The organism is Sorangium sp. So ce131, from assembly GCF_051519095.1.
Taxonomy (GTDB): Bacteria; Myxococcota_A; Polyangia; order Polyangiales; family Polyangiaceae; genus Sorangium.
The window spans coordinates 6,422,631-6,442,129 of sequence record NZ_CP150455.1; the positions used below are offsets into that span (position 1 = coordinate 6,422,631).

General features: G+C 71.6%; 15 protein-coding genes. 9 read left to right on the plus strand and 6 right to left on the minus strand.

What is annotated here, in order from left to right; translation table 11 throughout:
- Nucleotides 1-62 precede the first annotated feature (62 nt).
- Nucleotides 63-2,678: a hypothetical protein gene (locus tag WMF43_RS23410; protein WP_437683345.1), complete on the minus strand. Its 2,616-nt coding sequence runs from the start codon at nt 2,676-2,678 to the stop codon at nt 63-65.
- Nucleotides 2,679-3,000: 322 nt separating this feature from the next.
- Between WMF43_RS23410 and WMF43_RS23415 the strand changes: the two genes are divergently transcribed.
- The gene (locus tag WMF43_RS23415; protein WP_437683346.1) at nt 3,001-4,449 is read left to right on the plus strand and encodes a hypothetical protein; all 1,449 of its coding nucleotides are present in this window, start codon (nt 3,001-3,003) and stop codon (nt 4,447-4,449) included.
- 437 nt (nt 4,450-4,886) lie between these two features.
- Here WMF43_RS23415 and WMF43_RS23420 read toward each other — a convergent pair whose 3' ends face one another.
- Together WMF43_RS23420 and WMF43_RS23425 are read right to left on the minus strand one after the other, a co-directional pair.
- Nucleotides 4,887-6,002, minus strand: coding sequence for a PAS domain-containing protein (locus WMF43_RS23420; protein ID WP_437683347.1), 1,116 nt, complete (start codon nt 6,000-6,002; stop codon nt 4,887-4,889).
- A gap of 236 nt (nt 6,003-6,238) precedes the next feature.
- The gene (locus WMF43_RS23425; protein ID WP_437683348.1) at nt 6,239-6,589 is read right to left on the minus strand and encodes a VOC family protein; all 351 of its coding nucleotides are present in this window, start codon (nt 6,587-6,589) and stop codon (nt 6,239-6,241) included.
- A 75-nt stretch (nt 6,590-6,664) separates the two neighbouring features.
- Between WMF43_RS23425 and WMF43_RS23430 the strand changes: the two genes are divergently transcribed.
- Nucleotides 6,665-7,048 (plus strand): winged helix-turn-helix transcriptional regulator, encoded by a 384-nt coding sequence (locus WMF43_RS23430; RefSeq protein WP_437683349.1) that lies wholly within the window; start codon nt 6,665-6,667, stop codon nt 7,046-7,048.
- A 122-nt stretch (nt 7,049-7,170) separates the two neighbouring features.
- Here the strand turns inward: WMF43_RS23430 and WMF43_RS23435 are convergent, their stop codons facing one another.
- Entirely contained in the window at nt 7,171-8,055 is an 885-nt protein-coding gene (locus tag WMF43_RS23435; RefSeq protein ID WP_437683350.1) for a helix-turn-helix domain-containing protein, read from the minus strand.
- 123 nt (nt 8,056-8,178) lie between these two features.
- Between WMF43_RS23435 and WMF43_RS23440 the strand changes: the two genes are divergently transcribed.
- The 6 genes from WMF43_RS23440 (at nt 8,179) to WMF43_RS23465 (ending at nt 15,546) form a co-directional block, all read left to right on the plus strand.
- Nucleotides 8,179-8,772 (plus strand): ATP-dependent Clp protease proteolytic subunit, encoded by a 594-nt coding sequence (locus WMF43_RS23440; RefSeq protein ID WP_437683351.1) that lies wholly within the window; start codon nt 8,179-8,181, stop codon nt 8,770-8,772.
- 378 nt (nt 8,773-9,150) lie between these two features.
- Complete coding sequence (locus WMF43_RS23445; protein ID WP_437683352.1) at nt 9,151-9,609, plus strand: hypothetical protein; 459 nt, start codon at nt 9,151-9,153, stop codon at nt 9,607-9,609.
- Nucleotides 9,610-9,630: 21 nt separating this feature from the next.
- Nucleotides 9,631-10,173 (plus strand): DUF4123 domain-containing protein, encoded by a 543-nt coding sequence (locus WMF43_RS23450; RefSeq protein ID WP_437683353.1) that lies wholly within the window; start codon nt 9,631-9,633, stop codon nt 10,171-10,173.
- A 333-nt stretch (nt 10,174-10,506) separates the two neighbouring features.
- The gene (locus WMF43_RS23455; RefSeq protein ID WP_437683354.1) at nt 10,507-10,947 is read left to right on the plus strand and encodes a hypothetical protein; all 441 of its coding nucleotides are present in this window, start codon (nt 10,507-10,509) and stop codon (nt 10,945-10,947) included.
- Nucleotides 10,948-11,434: 487 nt separating this feature from the next.
- A complete protein-coding gene (locus WMF43_RS23460; RefSeq protein WP_437683355.1) occupies nt 11,435-12,010 on the plus strand; it encodes a hypothetical protein in 576 nt (191 codons plus the stop codon).
- Between the two features lie 254 nt (nt 12,011-12,264).
- Nucleotides 12,265-15,546: a Kelch repeat-containing protein gene (locus tag WMF43_RS23465; RefSeq protein WP_437683356.1), complete on the plus strand. Its 3,282-nt coding sequence runs from the start codon at nt 12,265-12,267 to the stop codon at nt 15,544-15,546.
- Here WMF43_RS23465 and WMF43_RS23470 read toward each other — a convergent pair.
- Nucleotides 15,497-15,955, minus strand: coding sequence for a nuclear transport factor 2 family protein (locus WMF43_RS23470; RefSeq protein WP_437683357.1), 459 nt, complete (start codon nt 15,953-15,955; stop codon nt 15,497-15,499). The genes WMF43_RS23465 and WMF43_RS23470 overlap by 50 nt on opposite strands.
- A gap of 366 nt (nt 15,956-16,321) precedes the next feature.
- Here WMF43_RS23470 and WMF43_RS23475 point away from each other — a divergent pair, with 366 nt between their 5' ends.
- Nucleotides 16,322-17,842: a phospholipase D-like domain-containing protein gene (locus WMF43_RS23475; RefSeq protein ID WP_437683358.1), complete on the plus strand. Its 1,521-nt coding sequence runs from the start codon at nt 16,322-16,324 to the stop codon at nt 17,840-17,842.
- 397 nt (nt 17,843-18,239) lie between these two features.
- On the opposite strand, the gene WMF43_RS23480 is transcribed toward WMF43_RS23475, so the two are convergent.
- Entirely contained in the window at nt 18,240-19,190 is a 951-nt protein-coding gene (locus WMF43_RS23480) for a transposase (protein ID WP_437683359.1), read from the minus strand.
- Nucleotides 19,191-19,499 lie beyond the last annotated feature (309 nt).

Consider the following 19,499-nt stretch of genomic DNA (forward strand, 5'->3'; position numbering starts at 1 on the left):
CCGATCGCCGGCCCGGCCCGGCCGGGCTCTCCGACGTCCACGCCGGCGACCGAGCGGGCCCCTCAATGCGGGCGCGGCTTGCTCCTGCGGCGCGCCATGAGGCCGCCGCAGGTGACGCTGGTGATGAAGAGCAGCGGCCCGAGCGCGGAGCGCGACGAGGTCGCCGCCTGGCCCGGCGCACGGCAGGTGCAGCCGGAGACGACCAGGTCTTCGTAGGTCGGGTCGCCTGCGCCCCCGTCGCCGGCTCCCCCGGCGCCGCCGGTGCCGGCCGGGTCGGCCGGCTCCCAGAGGAGACGCGCGTGCGCCCGGCGCGCACCGTAGGGTTTCTGCGCGACGAAGCGCGTATAAGCGCTGAGGACCCTGCCCTCGTCGTTCGCGGCGAGGACGGCGAACCCCTCCATCTCGCGCTCCTGCGAGATGACGAACGGGGGCCCCGCGACCCCGGACGGGCTCACCGCCGCGCCGAAGAGATCCATCGAGCTCGGTCGGTCGGGGACCTCCATGGACCGCCACGCGACGAGGAAGTTTTTCCCATCGAACGCGACCGACTGGCACGCTCTGCCGGAGTAGATCGGCCCGCAGCAACCCGCCCAGTCACAGCCGCCCGCGACCGTCGCGATCAGGAACCCTTCCGGGTCCAGGCTCCGGCCGGCGGGATCGAGCCGGATGCCGAAGAGCCCGGTCTGAGCGTGCCAGATGACGAGGTGGTTGTCCCCGCCAGAGCCCAACGCCCCCGAGTAGGTGACGCTCCCGGGCGGCGTGATCAGCGTGGGCGCGCTGTCGAGCGGGAGCCCTCCGGCGCCCACCCGCCGCACGTGCAGGCCTTCGTAGGTTTGCAAGAGGACAAGGTAGCTCGCGCCGCTCCACGCGACGCTCGCGTCGACGACGCCGTCGCGGTCGACGACGCCGTCGCGGTCGGCGTCGGGTACGAACGCCGTCGCGGGGCTCACGGCCGCGCCCCGCTGGTCGAGGAGCACGCCCGTGAGCGCGCCGCGATCGCAGCCGTTGCCCACGAGGAGCGTGTGTGTCCCGTCGGAGGCCGCGCGCGGCATCAGGTAGTCCCGGCCCTGGTGGCAGAGGGGGAGCTCGATGGGCGCCCGGTCGAGCACCACCCCGCCCGGGCTCACGCGCGCGCCGCGGAGACGATTGAGGCTGTCCTCGAACTTGCGCGCCCAGAACACGAGGAAATTTGCCCCGTCGTGGACGACGTTCATGACGTCCGCCCGCTCGCGCGTGATCTGGATGCCCGCCGGATCGAGGACCGTCCCGTCCGCGGTGACGCGCGCGCCGTAGATGCCCCTGCCGTCCGTGGCAGGCGATCGGGCGTCGCTCCAGAGCACGAAGAAGATCTGCCCGTCCGAGGCGACGGCGCGCACCTCCTCGGCGTTCGCGTGCGTGGAGATCGTGATGCTGTCCGGGTCGACCGCCGCGCCCCGCGCGTCCAGGCGGATGCCCGCGACCCAATCGAAGAGCTCGTCCGGCTTGTGCTCCGCGGCCGTCCACGTGACGAGGACGCCCGCGCCGTTCGAGGCGAGGGCGGTCTCCGCGCCCGTGTCCAGCGGGGCGGCCGGTGGGATCGAGACGACGCCGCTTGGATCGATCCGCGCGAGGTTCACCCGACCGAAGTACCCGCTACCGGAGTCGGCGCTCCAGGCCACGGTGGTGCCGGAGCCGTCGAACGCGGCGCCGATCCCGTTGATGCGCTCGGATCCCGAAGTGGACTCGGGGACGACGATCGGCGCGGGGTCGAGCACGTTGCCCTCGGGCGTCACGCGCGCGCCGCGGATCGACGTCACGAGCCGGCCGTCGACCTCGGGCGAGTCAGACCACAACACCACGTGATTGCTGCCGTCGAAGCTCGCCGCGACGGTCTGCTCGCCGCACGCTGACGCGAGGGGGGGAGAGATCGGGAAGCCGGACGGGTCGAGCACCACCCCCGCGGGGCTGACGCGGGCGCCGTAGATGGCGGGTCCCGCGCTGCCCTGCGCGCCGCTCCAGGTGAGCAGGTGGCTCGTGCCGTCGAAGTCGACGGCCAGAGCGCCGCAGACAGGGCCCTCGACCGCAAGCGACCCGCCCGGGTCGAGGACAGCGCCGCCCGGGGTGACCCTCGCGGTGTAGATGCCGTCGGGGGCGAGGTCGGTGTCCCCGGCGCGGGGCCACGCGACGAGGTAGTTCTTCCCGTCGAAGGCGACCTCGGGGGCGCCGATGCCCGCGTCCACGGCCGAGATCGCGAAGCCGGTCGGGTCGAGCACCACGCCGCCCGGGTCTACGCGCACGCCGCGGACCTGCCCGCCGCGCGTGATGACCACGAGGAAGTCGTCTCCATCGGAGGCGACCGCGGGCATGGGGAAGGGCTCGAGGAGCCACTCCGTGGCGAGGTCGTCGAGGAGGACGATGCCGTAAGGATCGAGGACGGCACCGTCCCGCGCGAGGCGGGCGCCGTAGAGGCTGGGTCTCGGGGCGCGCTGGTCGATCCAGGCGACGAGGTGCGACGTCCCGTTGAACGCGGCGGCGGGCGCGGCGCCGGGCGCGGGGCTCAGCACGGGCGCGTCGAGCGCGAACTCCGGCGAGATCACCGGCTCGAGCACGACAGGGTCACCGGGGTCGTCGAGCGCGTTCGCCGGCGGGCCCCGGAGCGCGCCGGCCGGCTCCGCGGCCGGCGTGCACGAGGTGAACAAACCGGCGAGGGAAAGCAGGAATCCGGCAACAGGACGGGTAGACACCCCCGGGCGCGGACCGCGAGGCGCATGCTGGAACGCTGGACGCATGGGGCCGATGATACGCGAGGGTCGCCGGGGGACTCAGGGCCGGAGCGACCTGCTACGCCGCCTTGGGACGAGCATCGTCTGCCGACAAAGTGAGCACATGCCGGTCGCCTCGAGGAAAGCCGCGCGCCAGAAGGGAGGACGCGGAGCGACTGAGCTCCGGACCTGACGATCAGGTGATGGCGACGAGGACATGCGGCCACGTAGCTCCCTGGAGTCACCTCGGAGGTACCGGATGCGATCATGGACGTGGTTTTCACTCCTCGCTGTCCCTGCGCTCACGGCATGCGCGGCGGTCGCTGACGAGCCCCCGAGCGCGCGCGGCGGTGAGGAGGCAAGCGGGGACGGCGGTGGCGGCGGGGACGGCGGCAGCGACCTGCCCCGTTCCTGCGGCGCCCTCGAGCTCACGGAGCCCTCGCTGCGCCTCGCGGAGAGGGACACGAACCTGCTCGACCCGCAGTGGGTGATCGGGGCCGGGGCGGACGCCCCGCTCTATCTCTACGCCGCGGCCATGACGCCGTCCTCTGGTCGGGTCCTCCAGCGCGCCACCCTGGATCCCTGGTCCGAGCAGCCCGCCGCCTTCGGCGAGCCCACGCTGGTGCTGGACGGCAGCGGCGCGCCCGTCCTCGGCGACGCCTTCGCGGTGGCGCCGCTACAACCTCAGTACGATTCCAACTACGAATCCATCCTCTTTTACCGCGAGCGCAACAAACAGAAGCAGATAGACTACCTGCCGCCGATCTTCCAGTTCAGGGCAACGCCCGGCTGGAGCGACGGCGGCCCGCCAGCCGCGCCGGCCTGGATGCACGCCATCGGTGAGTATCCCGGAGATCGCGTCGTGACGCTGCGTCCGAACGATTCGGGGACGGCCCACCTCGCGATCTTCGAGCAAGAGGAGCCTGGCCCGCGGTACTCGCTGATGCGCACCCTCCTCACGAACACGGTGCACCACTCGAGCACGATTTTCACCCTCGGGTGCGCAACAACGCCCATCGCGTTCGACGCGGCATGGGATCAAGGTGGCTGGCTCTTCGGCGCGGCGCTGGGAGCGCCCACGGCGTGGGAGTCCGGGTGGCGGCCGTGCGATGAGAGATATCCGGCGGTGGGACCGGCAAAGACCATCTACCTGGGACGGCACCTCCGGGACGAGAGCGGCTCCGGCGTGATCACCTCGAACGAGGCGATCTCCGAGGCTGCGCCTGTCGCGCGCCTCCGCGTGGCCCCCCGGCCGGACGGCGCGTGGCTCGCCTGGAGCCTCGCGCCGGTCGGGGACGCGCCGGGCGCGCTGCGCGTCGCGCGCATGACCCCTTCGGCCAGCGTCGCGCTACCTCCCGTCACGGTTCCGTCGTGCTTCGCGCTCGTCCCGGGGTCGCTGGCCGCCGAGCAGGTGGAGGGAGATCTGGTGGTCGCGGTCGTCGAGACGTCCACCGATGGCAGCGACGCGATCGTGCTCCGCCGGCTCAACGCGAGCGGCGAGCTGACCTGGCTGCACACCGTGTACCCGACCGGGAAGGTGGAAGGCAGCCTGTCGATGGTCGCGCAGGGCGGCCGGGGGCTCCTGCTCGCGTGGGCGGAGCGGTCGTCGAGCACGTCCGCGTCGCAGCTGCGGGCGGCGCGCTTCGACTGTGCGGAGGAGTCTGGCACCGTTTCTGCTTGCGACGTCGAGGCGCCCGTCCCTCATTGACGGCGGAAACCGACCCAGGTTGAGCCTGCGACCCGCGGACCGACCCAGGTTGAGCCTGCGACCCGCGACCCGCGGACCGACCCAGGTTGCGGACCGACCCAGGTTGCGACCCGCGAACCGACCCAGGTTGAGCCTGCGCCGCGGCAACCCGACCCAGGTTGAGCCTGCGCCGGCAACCCGACCCAGGTTGAGCCTGCGCCGGCAACCCGACCCAGGTTGAGCCTGCGCCGCCAGCGGCAACCCGACCGAGGTTGAGGCTGGGCTCAGGTTGAGGCTGGGCTCAGGTTGAGGCTGGGCTCAGGTTGAGGCTGGGCTACCCAGGTTGAGGCTGGGCTAGTTACGTGCCTCACAAATCTGGCCAGGGATCCCGGGCTGAGCAACCTCAGCATGAGAGGGCGGCGGGCTCGATCGCAGGGCGAGATCGGTGCTGCGCGCCGTCACGGCGCGCGCCCCCCGCGCAGCGCGCGCCCGATGCAGTGCTTGAGGCCCGCCTGGAGGTCGGAGAGCGTCGTGATCTCGGCGAGGTCGAGCCCGAGCGAGACCATCGTCTGGGCGACGCTCGGCCGGATCCCCGTGATGATGCCCTCCGCGCCGAGGAGCCGGATCGCGCGGACGAGCTCGACGAGATAACTCGCGGTCTTCGTGTCGACGGCCTCGACCCCGGTCAGGTCGAGGAGCGCGTAGCGGGCCTGCGTGCGCACGACCGCCTGGAGAAGGCTGTCCATCACGTCCGCGGTCCTCGCGCTGTCGACCACGCCGATCATCGGGAGCGCCAGCACGCCGTTCCAGACCTGGAGGATGGGCGTCGAGAGCTGGCGGATGATTTGCTGCTGCCGCTCGATGAGCGCCAGCCGCTCCCGGAGTTCCAGCGCCGCGCGCCGCGACTCGGTGAGATCGAGGGTGATGCCGATCACCACGTCCACCTCGCCGCGCTCATCCCGGATCGGGATGAACCAGTTCTCGATGGGCCTGCCGTGGCCCTCCGAGACGTTGTGGACCTGCTCCCCGCGAAGGGCGCGGCGCAACCCCACGGTCTCGTGCTCGTTGAAGAGGTCGAAATTGTTCAGCCCGACGAACTGGCCCGGCTTCACGCCGGACGACGCGAGGCCCTTGCCGTCCAGGTAGGTGAACACGCCGTGGCGGTCGGAGGCCCAGACGATGATATCGAGGTTGTCGACGAGGGCGCGGAGGATCTGCTGCTGCTCCACGTGGCGCCGGGACGCCTCGACCTCGGCCGTCACGTCGCGGCCGATGCAGAGCACGCCGGCCGCCTCGCCCCGGGGATCGAGCACGCGGTGGTGAGCCCACGCGCACGTCACGCGGCCCCCGTCGCCCCGCGGATGACGCAAGCGCCGCTCCCCGCTGTCCTCCGCGAGCAGCCGCCGCCACACCCCCTCGTCCTCGGGCGTGGGGAGCAGCTCGGCGATGGACCGGCCGAGCGCTTCCTGCCCCGGGACGCCGAGCTGCCGCGCGGCGCCCTCATTCCACGCCGTGATCGCGAGATCCAGCCCGTACTCGACCACTGCGAGCGGCGATCGCGCGAGAGTGTCCACGTGTTCCCTCATGTTCAGGAGCGCCGCCCGCGGGCGCCGGCGGTCGTCCGGCGACGAGCGTACAATGCAGGGCCGGGGGGCGCTCGGCATCGACGGAGGTCGTCATGGCGGCCGAGCGGACCCAGGGGCGATGGAAAGCAAAACGATTCCAAGATGTCAAGGAATCGCAGCGGCGCTCCGGAGCCCGTGCCGCCGGACGAAGCGTCCGGTGAATCGTGGTCGTCGACGACGTCGCGTCACCGCTTCAATTGCAGGTACTCGAAGGCGCGACCGCCCGGGTGGCGCACGACGAACGCGCGACCGGAAGGCACCTCGGTCCGCGGCGAGAGAACGGTGGTCCGCGGCGAGAGGCGCTCCCAGAACGCGTCGAGATCGTCGACGACGAAGATGCCCGCGACCTGCCGGGGAACGGCGAGCGCCGCCTCGTCCGGAGCGCTGAGGACGACGATCGGCCCAAGCCATGTCAGGTGGAAGCCGGCGTGGTCGAACACCCTCTTCACGGAGAGGCCGAGCACCTCCCGGTAATGAGCGACGGTTGCGTCGTGATCTTCGGCGACAATGGGCGTAATCACATCGAGGATCTTCATGCCGCAGAGTCTAGCGACCGCTCTCGCCGGGACGTATACTCACTCGGGAGTGAGCGCGGCCGAGGATGCATGGCGGTGACACGCAAGACGACGTCGTCCAACTTCCAGAACCAGCAGGCGCTCGCCGGCGCATGCACCCTGAATGACACGCTGTATCGCGTCGGGATGCGGTGGAAGATGCAGGTCCTGTTCTTCATCCACGCCGGCGAGGGCAGCTTCGGGGCGCTGAAGAAGCGGCTGCCGAGCATCTCGGATCAGGTCCTCGGCAAGCGGCTGCGCGAGCTCACGGCCGAGGGGCTCGTCCTCAAGCTGGAGACGATGGATGCGGGCCCGGGCGCGCGCGCCAGCGCGAAGGGCTCGCCGCGGACGAGGTACGCCGTGACCCGGAGAGGCGCGGCGCTGCTGCGGATCATGGAGAGCCTCTGCGTGTGGGAGGCCGAGGGCTCCAAGCGTCGCTGACCCGCCGGGCCATCGGCGCCGCCGGCGCGGGACGCGAGGCGGCCGGCGCTCCTCGGCCCTGAGGTCTCGAGAGGTACTGGCGAGCGGATGGGCCCCACGGCTCCGGCGCCACGGCGAGGCGGTCACGCCGCCGCGCGGATAAGCGGCGAGCGGCGCGCGGCGCCCTGGGACCGGCTGCGGCGGCGGAACGCGCCCGGCGCCTCCCCGGTGTGCCGCTTGAAGGCGCGGCTGAACGCGAACTCCGAGTCGTACCCGACCTCGGCCGCGATGGCGGCCAGCGAGCCGTCGCCGCCGGCGAGCAGCTCGGCCGCGCGCTGCATGCGGAGCTCCGCGAGGTAACGGAGCGGCGGGACGGCGAGCTCGGCGAGGAAACGCCGCGCGAACGCCGCGCGGGAGAGGCCCGCCGCCCTCGCGAGCGCCTCGATGGTCCAGCGCTCCGCCGGCCTCTCCTGCATGAGCTGGAGCGCCCGGGTCACGCGCCGATCGAGGGCGCGCGCCGCGTGTCCCTCGCGCGCGCGCTCGTGGCAGTGCAGCGCGTAGGCGAGCAGCGGATCGAGCAGCGAGCGCGCCAGCCGCTCCTGGCCCGCGGAAGGGTCCTCGAGCGCTGCGCGCAGGAGGCTCACGACGGCCGAGAGGCCCTGCGCGCGCCGCGCGTCGGCGGCGGGGAGGTGCACCACGGGCGCGAGGGCGGCGAGCGGCCCGTCGGGCGCGGCGGCGTAGGAGGCGGAGAGCAGCTCGGCCGGCGCGGGGACGGCGCCGGGCGGCGGCGCGACGCAGCGGAGGCTCTGCTCGCGGGGTCCGGCGCCGCGCGGGCCGCCCCCGAGGAGAACGAGGTCGCCGGGCTCGAGATCGACGTCGCGCGCCCCGGCCTGGGAGAGGAGAAAGGCGCCTTGCACGACGACGTGGAGGCTCGGCGGATCGCCCGCGACCACACGCCAGGGCGGCGCCCCATGACGCCGGGAGACCGCCACGCCCCGAGGAAGCTGCCGCTCCGTCTCGTCCGCCATGGCGCATCGTGGCCCGGGCCGCGGCCGCTCGTCCAGCGCTCGCTCGCGGATCGAGACGCGCGGGCATGACTCCGCGCTTCGCGGTCATGGCGCGCGGGCGGGAGCGGCCGGAAGCTCGGGACCATGATGCGCTTCGATTCGAGCCCGAATGACGAACAGTTGCTCCCGCGCGCGTTGCCTGGACGGGTCCACAGCAGCCTCCTGAAGAGCCGGACGGTCCTCATCTTCGGGGAGATCACGAGCGAGCTGGCGCAGGCGACGACGGCGCAGCTGCTCGCCCTGGCGAGCGAGAGCGAGGAGCCGATCCGGGTCGTGATCCACTCGCCGGGAGGGCACGTCGAGTCGGGGGATACGATCCACGACGTGATTCGCTTCATCCGTCCCGAGGTCAAGATGATCGGCACCGGCTGGGTCGCCAGCGCGGGCGCGCTGATCTTCGTCGCCGCGCGGCGGGAGAACCGGTTCGCGCTGCCGAACACGCGCTTCCTCTTGCACCAGCCGCTCGGGGGCGTGCGCGGTCCGGCGTCGGACATCGAGATCGAGGCGGCCCAGATCATGGCCGCGCGCGAGCGGCTCAACCGCATCTTCGCCGAGGCGACCGGCCAGGATCCCGCGAAGATCGCGCAGGAGACCGAGCGCAACCTGTGGATGACGGCGCACCAGGCCCAGGAGTACGGACTCGTGCACCGCGTGATCGAGAGCGCGCTGGACGTCTGAGGGCCCGCGCGGGGGTCGGCGGTGAATTTGTAGTGTAAAATTACAGACTCCCGAGCTGGGTCGGGTTCGGCAACCTGGGTCGGGTTCGGCAACCTGGGTCGGGGTTCGGCAACCTGGGTCGGGGTTCGGCAACCTGGGTCGGGGTTCGGCAACCTGGGTCGGGGTTCGGCAACCTGGGTCGCAACCTGGGTCGGGGTTCGGCAACCTGGGTCGCAACCTGGGTCGGGTTCCGCCGGGTTCCGCAACCTGGGTCGGGTTCCGCAACCTGGGTCGGGTCGGGTCCCCCGTCCGCACGGGCGCGTGATAGATCGACATCGTGGTAACCAATCGGTGTAGCGTGGGGCCTCAACCTCCCGGCGCTCTCGGGGGGAGGCGACCATGCGCCTGAGCCTGATGGGCTTCCAGTGGCTCGATGTCCGGTGGTGGTGGGAGGAACCGCCCGCAGGGACACCGGTGCACCTGCGGGATCCGCTCGCCGCGCGCTCCTTCCTCCACCGGCTCGCCGCCGAGCCGGCGCACCTGGCCGCGTTGCGGCGCTTCGTGGCCGCCGGCGCTCCTCCGCTGTCGGCGCCGCCAGAGGACGGCCAGGTTCTGGACCAGCTCGCGCGCGCCGTGGCGGCGGGCAGGGTGCGGCTCACGGCGCTCCAGGCTACGCCGCACGCGAGCTGGGGCAAGATGGTCGAGGAGGAGCCGGCCACGCCGGCGGCCCAGCCGGCGCGCGCGCCAGCGCCGGAGCAGGAGGACGTCTGCTGGCCCTGTCTCCAGCGCGCGGCCGCCTCGGCGCAGACGCTCCGGGAGGCCGCCGCGAACGGCGTACCGTTCATCGCCGCGGGGTGACCCTCGGCCGAGGAGCCTTCAATGAATCCGCCCTCAGTGGAGCGCCTGCTCGATGCGCTGTTCGCCCTGCCGGAGGACAGCAGCCCCGCGCCCTCCGTCTACGCAGTGCTCGACGGCGCGCGCGACAGCCGCATCTATCGCGCGGTTTACGACAGCCGGCTCGAGCACGAGTGCCTCTTCGCCGGCGACATCCCCTACGACCTCGCCGAGGCCGCGCCGTACCTGGTCCAACTCGACCGAAAGGCGCGGTTCACCCGCTGGATCCTCGAGCAGGGCTGGGGCCGCAGCGTGGGGATCTTCGCGTGGAGCCGGGCGGATCTGGAGGCGCTCCGCCGCCACTTCCGGCGCCTCCTGCGCGTGAAGGACGAGGCGGGGAGAGCGCTCTATTTCCGGTACTACGATCCGCGGGTGCTGCGCGTCTACCTGCCAACCTGCACGGCAGGGGAGCTGCGGGAGATCTTCGGACCGGTGGGGCGGCTGCTGGTCGAGGGAGCCGAGGGGCAGCTGCTGAGTTACGCGCCGGGCGGGAAGCCGCTGCAGGTCCGGGAGCTGGTGACGCCGTGAGCGCGCGCTGCGTGTCCTCTACACCTGCTCTGCCAGACGCTTGCGCAGCCTCGCGAGCATCTCGGATCAGCGCAGCCGAAGGGAGGCGGTCGCCATGGCCCCACAGCGCCGCGCGCCGGCGCTCACGCCGACCGCGAACTTCCACGCCGATTCACGTTAGATAGATTACATAAACCGGCCTGGTTCGGTGTCGGGGCGCTCCGACGGATCACTCGACCTGGGTCGGGCGGATCGCTCCGAAAAATCGTCGCGGCGATGTCGAGGGAGGGACGGCGGCTCCGACATCCCTGTGTGGCGCCGGGAGCGGCGGCACATCACGAGGACGAGGACACCATGAACACCACCATCGAAGCCCTCCAAGGATCACTCACGGTCACGACCGCGCCCGCCCGGGGTTGGACCGCGCTCCGCAGCGTCGGCGCCGTGCTCGGCGGGCTCGTGTCGACCTTCATCGTCACCACGGCCGTGGACCTGGCGTTGCACGCCACGGGCGTCTTCCCGCCGCACGGCGAGCGGATGGCCGACGCGCTGTTCGTCCTGGCCCTCGCCTACCGGATCGTCTTCAACGCCGCCGGCTGCTACGTCGCGGCCCGGCTCGCTCCGGCGCGCCCGACGCGCCACGCGCTCGCGCTCGGCGTCGTGGGCGTCGCCGTCAGCACCCTCGGCGCCGTCCTGATGTGGGAGTTCGGGCCCGCCTGGTACTCGCTCGCGAACATCGCGATCGCGCTGCCGTGCGCCTGGGTCGGCGCGCGGCTTCGAGGCGCTCGCTCCTGAGGAGAGGGCGCTCAGAGAGCGGGACGCCTCGTGGGCACGGACGCGACCCTCATTCGAGTACAAGGGGAGCGCGCTCGGAGGTAAACAAACGGAAGACGAACAGGTGAGGAGCACCGGCGTGACGAGCAGATGGAGCGATGGTCTCGGGCTGTGTTGCGCAGCGGCCCTGGCCTTGGCGGCGGGTCAGGCGGACGCGGCGGATCCGCCGCCTGGATCCGCGCCGCAGGTCTCGCCAGCGCCGCAGCCGCGGCCCGCTCCGGCGGCCCCGACCGCGCCGGTGGCGGACGTGACGCTGCCGCCTCGGTCCGATCCGGCGGCCTCGACCGCGGCGCCGTCGCCCGCGGCGCCGCTTGCAGCGCCGTCACCCGCGGCGCCGCTTGCAGCGCCGTCGCCCGTGGCGCCGCTTGCGACGCCGTCGCCCGCGGCGCCGCTTGCGGCGCCGTCGCCCGTGGCGCCGCTTGCGCAGCCCGCGGGCGAGGCGGCGGGCGTGCCTTCGCCGACCCCGGCCGGCGCGGCGGGTTATCCGCCGCCCGGGTATCCCCCGCAGCCCTACAGCTGGCGCCCTGGCCCGTGGCAGCCCGGGAGCGAAGGCACAGGCGCGATGCTCAAGGGGCAGCGCGCCTGGTACGGATGGCAGCACATCGTCGTGCTCGGCGGGAGCGGCCTGCTCGTGCCCCTGACCGTCGTCCTCGACGCCCCGCCGCTCCTCCTGGCGAGCTTCGGCGGCTTCGCGCTCGGCGGCCCGATCATCCACTGGGGCCACGGCAACATCGGTAAAGGTTTTGCTAGCCTCGGCATCAACTTCGGGGGCGCGTTGGCCGGCGGCGCGCTCGGCGCAGCGCTCGCGAGCGGAGCCGAAGTCGGCCGCCACGTCGAGCCCGTCGCCGTCGGCTTTTTCTTCGGCGGCTGCGCTGGCCTGCTCGCAGCCAACATCGTCGACATCGCCGTCCTCGCGTACGAGGAGCACAAGCCGGAGAGCTACGATTACATCCGCCTCCGGCTCGCGCCCCAGGTCGGCTTCGCGCCCGGCGGCGCCACCTTCGGCCTCGGCGGCGCCTTCTGAGCTCGAGCGACCGGAGCTCGAACGAACATCGTTCAGCCGACGTGGGGAGTCCGATCCGTGGATCGGCCGGGCGCCGCCCCCTCGCAGCCAGGGTGCTCCAGGAGACCCGCTCCAATGAAGCCACGCTCGTGGTGGCGCCGGCGTCGCCGTCGGCGTTCGCCCGCGATGAGCACGATAGGATGAACACAATGCAAGGATCGCTCAAGAGGCCCTGGAAGGCCCGTCCGCCGACGGACCGCTCGGCTCGAGGTTCAATGCACCGTCTCTGGACGCTGGCGGTCGTCTGGAGTGCCGCGCTGGCGACGCTGCTCGGCTGCAGCGACGTCGCCGACCCGCTCGACGCGCGCGCCCTGCGGCGGCACTTCCCCGAGCAGGCGGACGCCATCCTTCAAGGGCCGGTCGCCTTCACCGTGGCGGGCGACGTGTTCGAGGCGATGCGGCCTGCAGATGCGCTCGCCGCTCCGGCCGGCGCGGCCGGGCTGCGCGCTCGTTTCCCGAGCGATGGCGCCGACGCCCTCCGCTTTCCCTTGCCGGACGGCTCCGAGGCGCAGGTGCGGGAGCTCGGCGCCGCGGGAGACGGCGAGGTCGCGGAGCGCGCGATGGCCTACCCGCGGGCGGGCGGGACCTCGTTCTGGACCGCCCTGGAGGACGGCTACGAGGAATGGCTGCTGCTCGATCCGAGCGCGGTGCGGCGCGACGCGCCCGCCGCCGCCTGGCTGGTCGACGGCGCGACGCTGCGCCAGGACGGCGAGGCCGTGGAGGTGGCCGACGCGCGCGGGGCAGCCCAGCTCCGCGTGACGGCGCCGGAGGCGTACGCGGCGGGCGGGAGGCCGATCGGGACACGCCTCGTCGCGCGCGGAGAGCAGATCGAGCTGTGGCTGGACGCCGAGGGCGAGACGGCGCTGGTGGACCCGCGCTGGAAGCTCAAGCGGAGGATGAGCACGCGCCGCGCCGGGTCCACCGCCACGCTGCTGCGGGACGGGAGGGTGCTCGTCGCCGGCGGGTTTGGCCCTGACGGACCGAACGCGAGCTCCGAGGTGTTCGACCCGGAGTCCGACACATGGTCGCCGCCCACCCCCATGATCACCGGCCGTTTCCGCCACACCGCGACGGCGCTCAACGACGGACGGGTGCTCGTCGCCGGCGGCGTCGAGCGTTCCATCCACGGCCCCGCGCTGAGCAGCGCCGAGGTGTTCGACCCAGTCTCCGGAACGTGGTCGCAGGTCCGTCCCATGTCCACCGACCGCTACGCCCATACCGCGACGCGGCTGCTGGACGGACGGGTGGTCGTCGCTGGTGGGGTTAACGTGTCTGACGCTGCCGACAACGATGGTCCTGAGGACAGCGGGAGCCCCGCTCCTGGTGAGAGGAGGACGCTCGACGCTGTCGAGGTGTTCGATCCGGTCTCAGGCGCATGGTCGGCGCTCGATCCCATGCCCACTGCCCGCCACGCGCACAGCGCCACGCTGCTGCGGGACGGGCGGGTGCTCGCCGCCGGCGGGTACAACGATGTAAACTCGCTCGACGCCGCCGAGGTGTTCGACCCGGTCTCGGGCGCGTGGTCGGCGCTTGACGCCATGCCCGGCGCCCGCAGTTTTCACACCGCGACGCGGCTGCGGGACGGACGCGTGCTCGTCATCGGCGGCTATGGCGATACGGGGCTGCTCGGCACGGCCGACGTGTTCGACCCGACCGGCGACTCGTGGTCGCCGATCGAGGCCACCATGGCGGTCGCGCGCACCGAGCATTCCGCCACACGGCTGCGGGATGGACGCGTGCTCGTCACCGGCGGCAATGACGGCACGGGACCGGTCTCCACCGCCGAGGTGTTCGATCCGGCCGAGGGGTCGTGGAAGCTGACCGGTCCCACGGTCGTCGCGCGTTTCCAGGCCGCCGCGGTGTCGCTGCGAGACGGACGGGTGCTCGTCGCCGGCGGCGCAGGCCAGCAAGTGGGGCTCGACAGCGCGGAGGTGTACGACCCGGCGTCCAGCACGTGGCTCTCCGCCGATCCCATGATCACCGCCCGCTCCCATCACTCCGCCACGCCGCTGCGGGATGGGCGGGTGCTCGTCGCGGGCGGGATGGGCGAGACCGACAGCGAGGAGATCCTCAGGAACGCCGAGGTGTTCGACCCGGTCTCCAGCGCGTGGGCCCCCGTCGCGTCCATGAGCACCGCCCGGTACGGGCATATCGTGGCGTCGCTGCCGGACGGGCGGCTGCTCGTCGCCGGCGGCGCCCGCACGTGGCAGGAGGCCGAGACGATAGAAAACACCACCGAGGTGTTCGACCCGGCCTCCGGCGCGTGGCAATCCGCCGCGCCCATGAAAACCGCCCGGGTCGGGCACCGCGTGACGCCGCTTCCGGACGGGCGGCTGATCGTCACCGGAGGGCATGGCCATGACGGGCCGCTCGACAGCAGCGAGCTATTCGACCCGAGCTCCGGCGAATGGCGTTACCTCCCGCACATGGCGAGCGCACGCTACGAGCATATCGCGGCGGCGCTGCCGGACGGACGGCTGCTCGTCGCCGGGGGTTATGGCGTCGAAGGCTCGAACGGCAGCAGCGAGGTACTCGACCTGGCGTCCGACACATGGCTGCCCTTCGGACGTATGGTCGCGGGCCGTGGTGAGGGCAGCGTGACGCCGCTGCCGGACGGACGGCTGCTCGTCGCCGGAGGTTTTGGCCTCGAAGGAGTGCTCGCCAGCGTCGAGGCGCTCGATCCTGCCTTCGGCACATGGCTGCCCCTCGCGCCCATGCCCATCACGCGCACAGCACACACCGCGACGCCGCTCGCCGGCGGCTGGGTGCTCGTCGCCGGCGGAGCAAGCGTGCTCGACGTGGATCCCATCCAGGTCGACAACGCCGAGACGTTCGACCCGGCCTCCGGCAGGTGGTCGCCCATGGAGTCCATGCACACGCCGCGTTACCGGCACACCGCCACGCCGCTGGCGGACGGGCGGATCCTCGTCGCCGGCGGCGTCGGCACTGGCTCGACGGTTCAACGTGCGGCCGAGCTGTTCCAGCAAATGCCAGACGGCAGCGCCTGCGCGACGGCGGCGGAATGTCGGAGCGGCTTCTGCGCCGATGGTGTCTGCTGCGACCGGCCCTGCACTATCTATCTCTGCGAGGCGTGCGCAGATCACCGGGGCGCCTCCGCGGATGGCGTCTGCACGCCGCTGCACCCCGATTACCCGCCTTACGCCTGCTCGCCTGGGACCGGGCAGCAGATGAGGCCCTGCAAATCGGTCCAGAGCTGCGTCGAAGGGTTCGTCTGCAATGAGGCGGGCGATTGCGTGCCGCCGCCCCCCAACGGGGGTTACCTCGACGCGGGCGGCTGCCGCCTCGCGCCCCGCGCGGCAGCGCAGCCGGGTGCGCGGGGCCCGCTGGAGGTCGGCGCGCTGGCGCTCGCGGTCCTCGCCGCCGCGCTGCGTCGGCGCCGCCGGATCCAGGCGCCGCCGGCGCGGCGAGCCGCTCCGGCCCGCCCGGTCACCGCGCGGGACCCGGGGGCGCGTGGCCCTGCGCTCCGCTCCTCTTGAAGAGCATCGAGACGTTCGCGGCGTTGAGCGCGGAGACGAACGCCTGCATCTCGGTCGCGTCGAGGTAGGTCACGAGCCGGCAGATCCGGCCGCCTCGCGCCTCGCACACGGTGGCGCCGCGCACGTGGAACACCTCCTGGTTGACGGTGTTGATGGTGCGCATCTCGCATATCGCGACCTCGCCCTGCTCCAGCAGATGGCCGATCTCGTGCTGCGTGCGCAGCCCGGCCGAGAGCATCCCCTCCAGCGCGCCCTTGATGGTGGCGGCGGTGCCGGTCACCTCGATGCCCGGGAAGTGGGCCTCGGCGTCGTCGGTGAAGAGCTCCTCGAGGAGCGCCGGGTTCGGCTCATCCATGGCTCGGTAAAAGATGCGGAGCAGCTCTGCGGGTGTCCTCGTCGTTGTGTCCACGCGATCCTCCACCTGGCGCCAGCGCGCGCGGTGAATGTAGCCCACGACGCGTGTCCTGGTCGAGGAGGGTCATCTCCTGTCGGGTCCGCCATCCCGGTCGGCGCCGCGCGAGCTGCCCCCGCATGCTCCACGATGCGCGCCGCGCGCGCGTCACTGCCGCCGCCGAGTCCCACCTTCCCTCGCCTCCGGCCGCAGGATCCGATGAGCCCGGTGGTCGGCAATCCGCGAAATACCCGCCCGGATTGCCGGACGCTGCTCTCGCAGCGCTGATCGCGGCCCCCGCCCAGGGCGAAGCGACCCCGGGGCGCCGGCGGCCGGACCGCTCGCCGGCGTAGCATCCGCGCGGCAACCTGGGTACGGAGGGCCATGCCGCGAATCCTCTCTCCCGGGCAGAACGTATGGTGCGAGCGGCCGGTGCGGTGCGCCGGCCTGCTCATCGACGGCGCCGATTACTACCGCGCCTTCTACGACGCGGCGCTCAAGGCGCGCCGCTACATCCTGCTGTCAGGCTGGCAGTTCGACAGCGACGCTTGCCTGCTCCGCGGGGAGGAGGCGGAAGGCGCGCCCGCGCCGGTGACGCTGCTCAAGTTCCTCGACAGCCTCTGCGAGAGGACGCCCGAGCTCCAGATCTACATCCTCGCCTGGGATTTCCACGTGGTCTTCGCGATCGAGCGCGAGTGGCTCCAGAAGATCGTCTTCGAATGGACGACGAACGAGCGGCTGCGCTTCCGCTTCGACAGCAGCCACGTCGACAAGGGATGTCATCACCAGAAGTTCGTCGTCATCGACGGCGAGCTCTCATTTCTCGGAGGGCTGGATCTCTGCAACGACCGCTGGGACACCCGGCGCCATCTGGAGGAGAACCCGCTCCGGCTGAGCCGCGGCGAGCCGCACAAGCCGTTCCACGACGTCCAGGCCTACCTCCAGGGCCGCGAGGTGAGCGGCAGCCTCGCGGAGCTCTTCACGGCGCGCTGGAGCGCCGCCTGCGGTGAGCCGATCGAGCTCCCGGAGCCCGGGGGCGCGACGTTCGGCGACGACTACGCGCCGGAGAGCGCGATCCGGCTCGCGTCCGGGCGGGTGGCGCTGAGCAGGACCGACCCGCGGGGCGCGCCCACCGGGACCGAGGGCTGCCGGGAGGTCTGCGACCTCTACGTGGATGCGATCGCCCGCGCGGAGCGGTCGATCTACATCGAGACGCAGTACTTCAGCTCGCGCGAGGTGAGCGAGGCGTTGATCCGGCGCTTGCAGAGGGGCGGTGGGGCGCCGCTGCAGGTCGTCATCGTGCTCAATATGCGCGCCGAGACGCTGAAGGAAGAGGTGGCGGTCGGGCTCGCGCAGGCGAAGGTCATCGACGACCTGCGCAAGGCGGCGGCGGGCACGGGCCATGCGCTCGGCATCTACTACACGGTTCCGGCGCACGAGGGCGAGGGCGAGCCGCCGCGCGCAACCTACATCCACTCCAAGGTGATGATCGTCGACGACCGCTTCCTCAACGTGGGTTCGGCCAACCTCACGAACCGGAGTTGCGCGATCGACACGGAGCTCAACGCCTCCTTCGAGACGGAGGATCCAGGCGACGCGCTCGGCCGCTCGATCTGCACAGCCCGGCTCGGACTGATGGCCGAGCACCTCGGCGTGGACGATCTCCACTGCGGCGCGGACCTGGTCGCCGAGTTCGACGACCGCGCGGCCCGGCGCGACGGGCGGCTCAGGATCCACCCGTCCCCGGACGAGAAACAGCGCGCGGCCCTGGCGGTCGTCGATCCGCAGGCGCTGCCGTTTGACCCGAACGCCGTCGAGGACGAGGAAGATCATCGATCGATCTTCACCCACGGGCTCGGCGCCCTGTGGCGGAGGCTCGTGAGCGACCGCGACGATAGGAAGTGACCAGAGTCACCCGAGGCAGCCGACCCAGGTTGATTAGGCACCCGAGGCAGCCGACCCAGGTTGATTAGGAGAGCAGCCGGCCCGACCCAGGTTGATTCGGCGGCAGAGCAGAGCCGGCCCGACCCAGGTTGATTCGGCAGAGCGGCAGAGCAGAGCCGGCCCGACCCAGGCTGATTAAAAAGTACACCCGGGCTGGAAACCCGACCCGAGTTGCGGCAACGGCCCGCGGCACCCCCGACTCGGCCCTGGTTGATCCGAATCCGGAATCCGCGACCCAAGCCGGATCTGAGTTACCAGGATCACACCTGACCCGGGTTGCGGCCCGTTCAGCAATCAGGACCGCCCGTCCTCGCGGCCCCGTCACTGACCTTCTCGCTGTTGCGCTCCCGCACGTGACCTACATGGCGAGCACCACATCGTTCACGCTGGCACCGTGAAATGTGCGCATCCACCAAGTCCCCGACGGGAATACCGCATTACGCAAGCCAGCACACCATTGTTCGAGCGACGCGCGGTACGAAGCGCGAAACGCTCGCACGGCGGACGCAGCGGTTCGCCATGCGCCCCCCTGCTCACGACCCACAGCGAACGTCGGATTGCGTTCACGCAGCGCCTCGAAGCTCGTGGCTCGCTGGTACGGCGAGATCTTGCTGACTCGCTCGGCCCCTAAGAAGCGGCCCCCCTGCCGGTTCACATCCGCATGCGCCCGCGCCTCCAGCCGCTCCAGCTCGGCGGCTACCTGACCGCGAAAGCCATCGGCGTTGCCTTGTTCGGCGTTGCCTTGTTCGGCGTTGCCCTGTTCTACAGCAGGTGGCAGCGCAATCGCGAGCGTCATTTCCTCGCTCCACTGCGGATTTTTCGGGTTGAAATATACCGAGGGTCGCGCCGCATGCAGCGCGCCACGTCCGATCTCATCTACATCCACCTTGACGCCAGGCCATTCCCTCGCACGCCGGACGAGACCAGCGGCCACTGGATTCGCGAGCACGTAGGCGATCTTCTCCACCACCGCCGCGTGCGTCAGGAGCCGTACCACGCTGGTGGTCTCGTGGTCCCATACCGCCCCTTCCCACTTGCGCAGCACCTTCGTACCGAGCGCGACGATGCGATGAAAGAACTGCAAGAAGCGCGGCAGGACGCCTTGCGCATCCGTCACCACGAGGTGCAGGTGCGTCGACATCGCGCAAAGGGCATGGATCTGAACGCCGTAACGGCGGGCTGAGACAGCAAGGACATAGATCAAGAGCTGGTTGATCGCCGCATCGGGCCGGAACAGGAGGTGCCGGCGCACGACGCGACGGGTGATGAGGTAGGTGGCGCCTGGAACGATCTCGCGAGGTTGGCTCATGGCCGGAGCACATAGACAAGCACTGTGCCGTGGGCTGGCGCGAACGATTTCGCATAGTTGCCCGCGCCCCCTGGGTGGCGGACGCGGATTTCCGCCGATTTCCGCCATGCTCACCAATCTGCGTTGGGTTGCCGAGCCCACAGCCGCAATCTGGGTCAGGTCGCTCGCGACGACGAACCTCGGTCGGGTCGCCCCGGGTCGGGTCGCCCCAAAACCTGGGTCGGGTCGCAACCTCGGTCGGGTTACCCCGCAACCTCGGTCGCGGTTACCCCGGGCCCCCCGAAACCTGGGTCGGGTCGCAACCTCGGT

Coding starts and splice junctions, on each gene's coding strand:
- WMF43_RS23415 (WP_437683346.1), top strand. CDS start 3,001: ATGCGATCATGGACGTGGTTTTCACTCCTCGCTGTCCCTGCGCTCACG.
- WMF43_RS23425 (WP_437683348.1), bottom strand. CDS start 6,589: ATGAAGATCCTCGATGTGATTACGCCCATTGTCGCCGAAGATCACGAC.
- WMF43_RS23435 (WP_437683350.1), bottom strand. CDS start 8,055: ATGGCGGACGAGACGGAGCGGCAGCTTCCTCGGGGCGTGGCGGTCTCC.
- WMF43_RS23440 (WP_437683351.1), top strand. CDS start 8,179: ATGATGCGCTTCGATTCGAGCCCGAATGACGAACAGTTGCTCCCGCGC.
- WMF43_RS23445 (WP_437683352.1), top strand. CDS start 9,151: ATGCGCCTGAGCCTGATGGGCTTCCAGTGGCTCGATGTCCGGTGGTGG.
- WMF43_RS23450 (WP_437683353.1), top strand. CDS start 9,631: ATGAATCCGCCCTCAGTGGAGCGCCTGCTCGATGCGCTGTTCGCCCTG.
- WMF43_RS23455 (WP_437683354.1), top strand. CDS start 10,507: ATGAACACCACCATCGAAGCCCTCCAAGGATCACTCACGGTCACGACC.
- WMF43_RS23465 (WP_437683356.1), top strand. CDS start 12,265: ATGCACCGTCTCTGGACGCTGGCGGTCGTCTGGAGTGCCGCGCTGGCG.
- WMF43_RS23475 (WP_437683358.1), top strand. CDS start 16,322: ATGCCGCGAATCCTCTCTCCCGGGCAGAACGTATGGTGCGAGCGGCCG.
- WMF43_RS23480 (WP_437683359.1), bottom strand. CDS start 19,190: ATGAGCCAACCTCGCGAGATCGTTCCAGGCGCCACCTACCTCATCACC.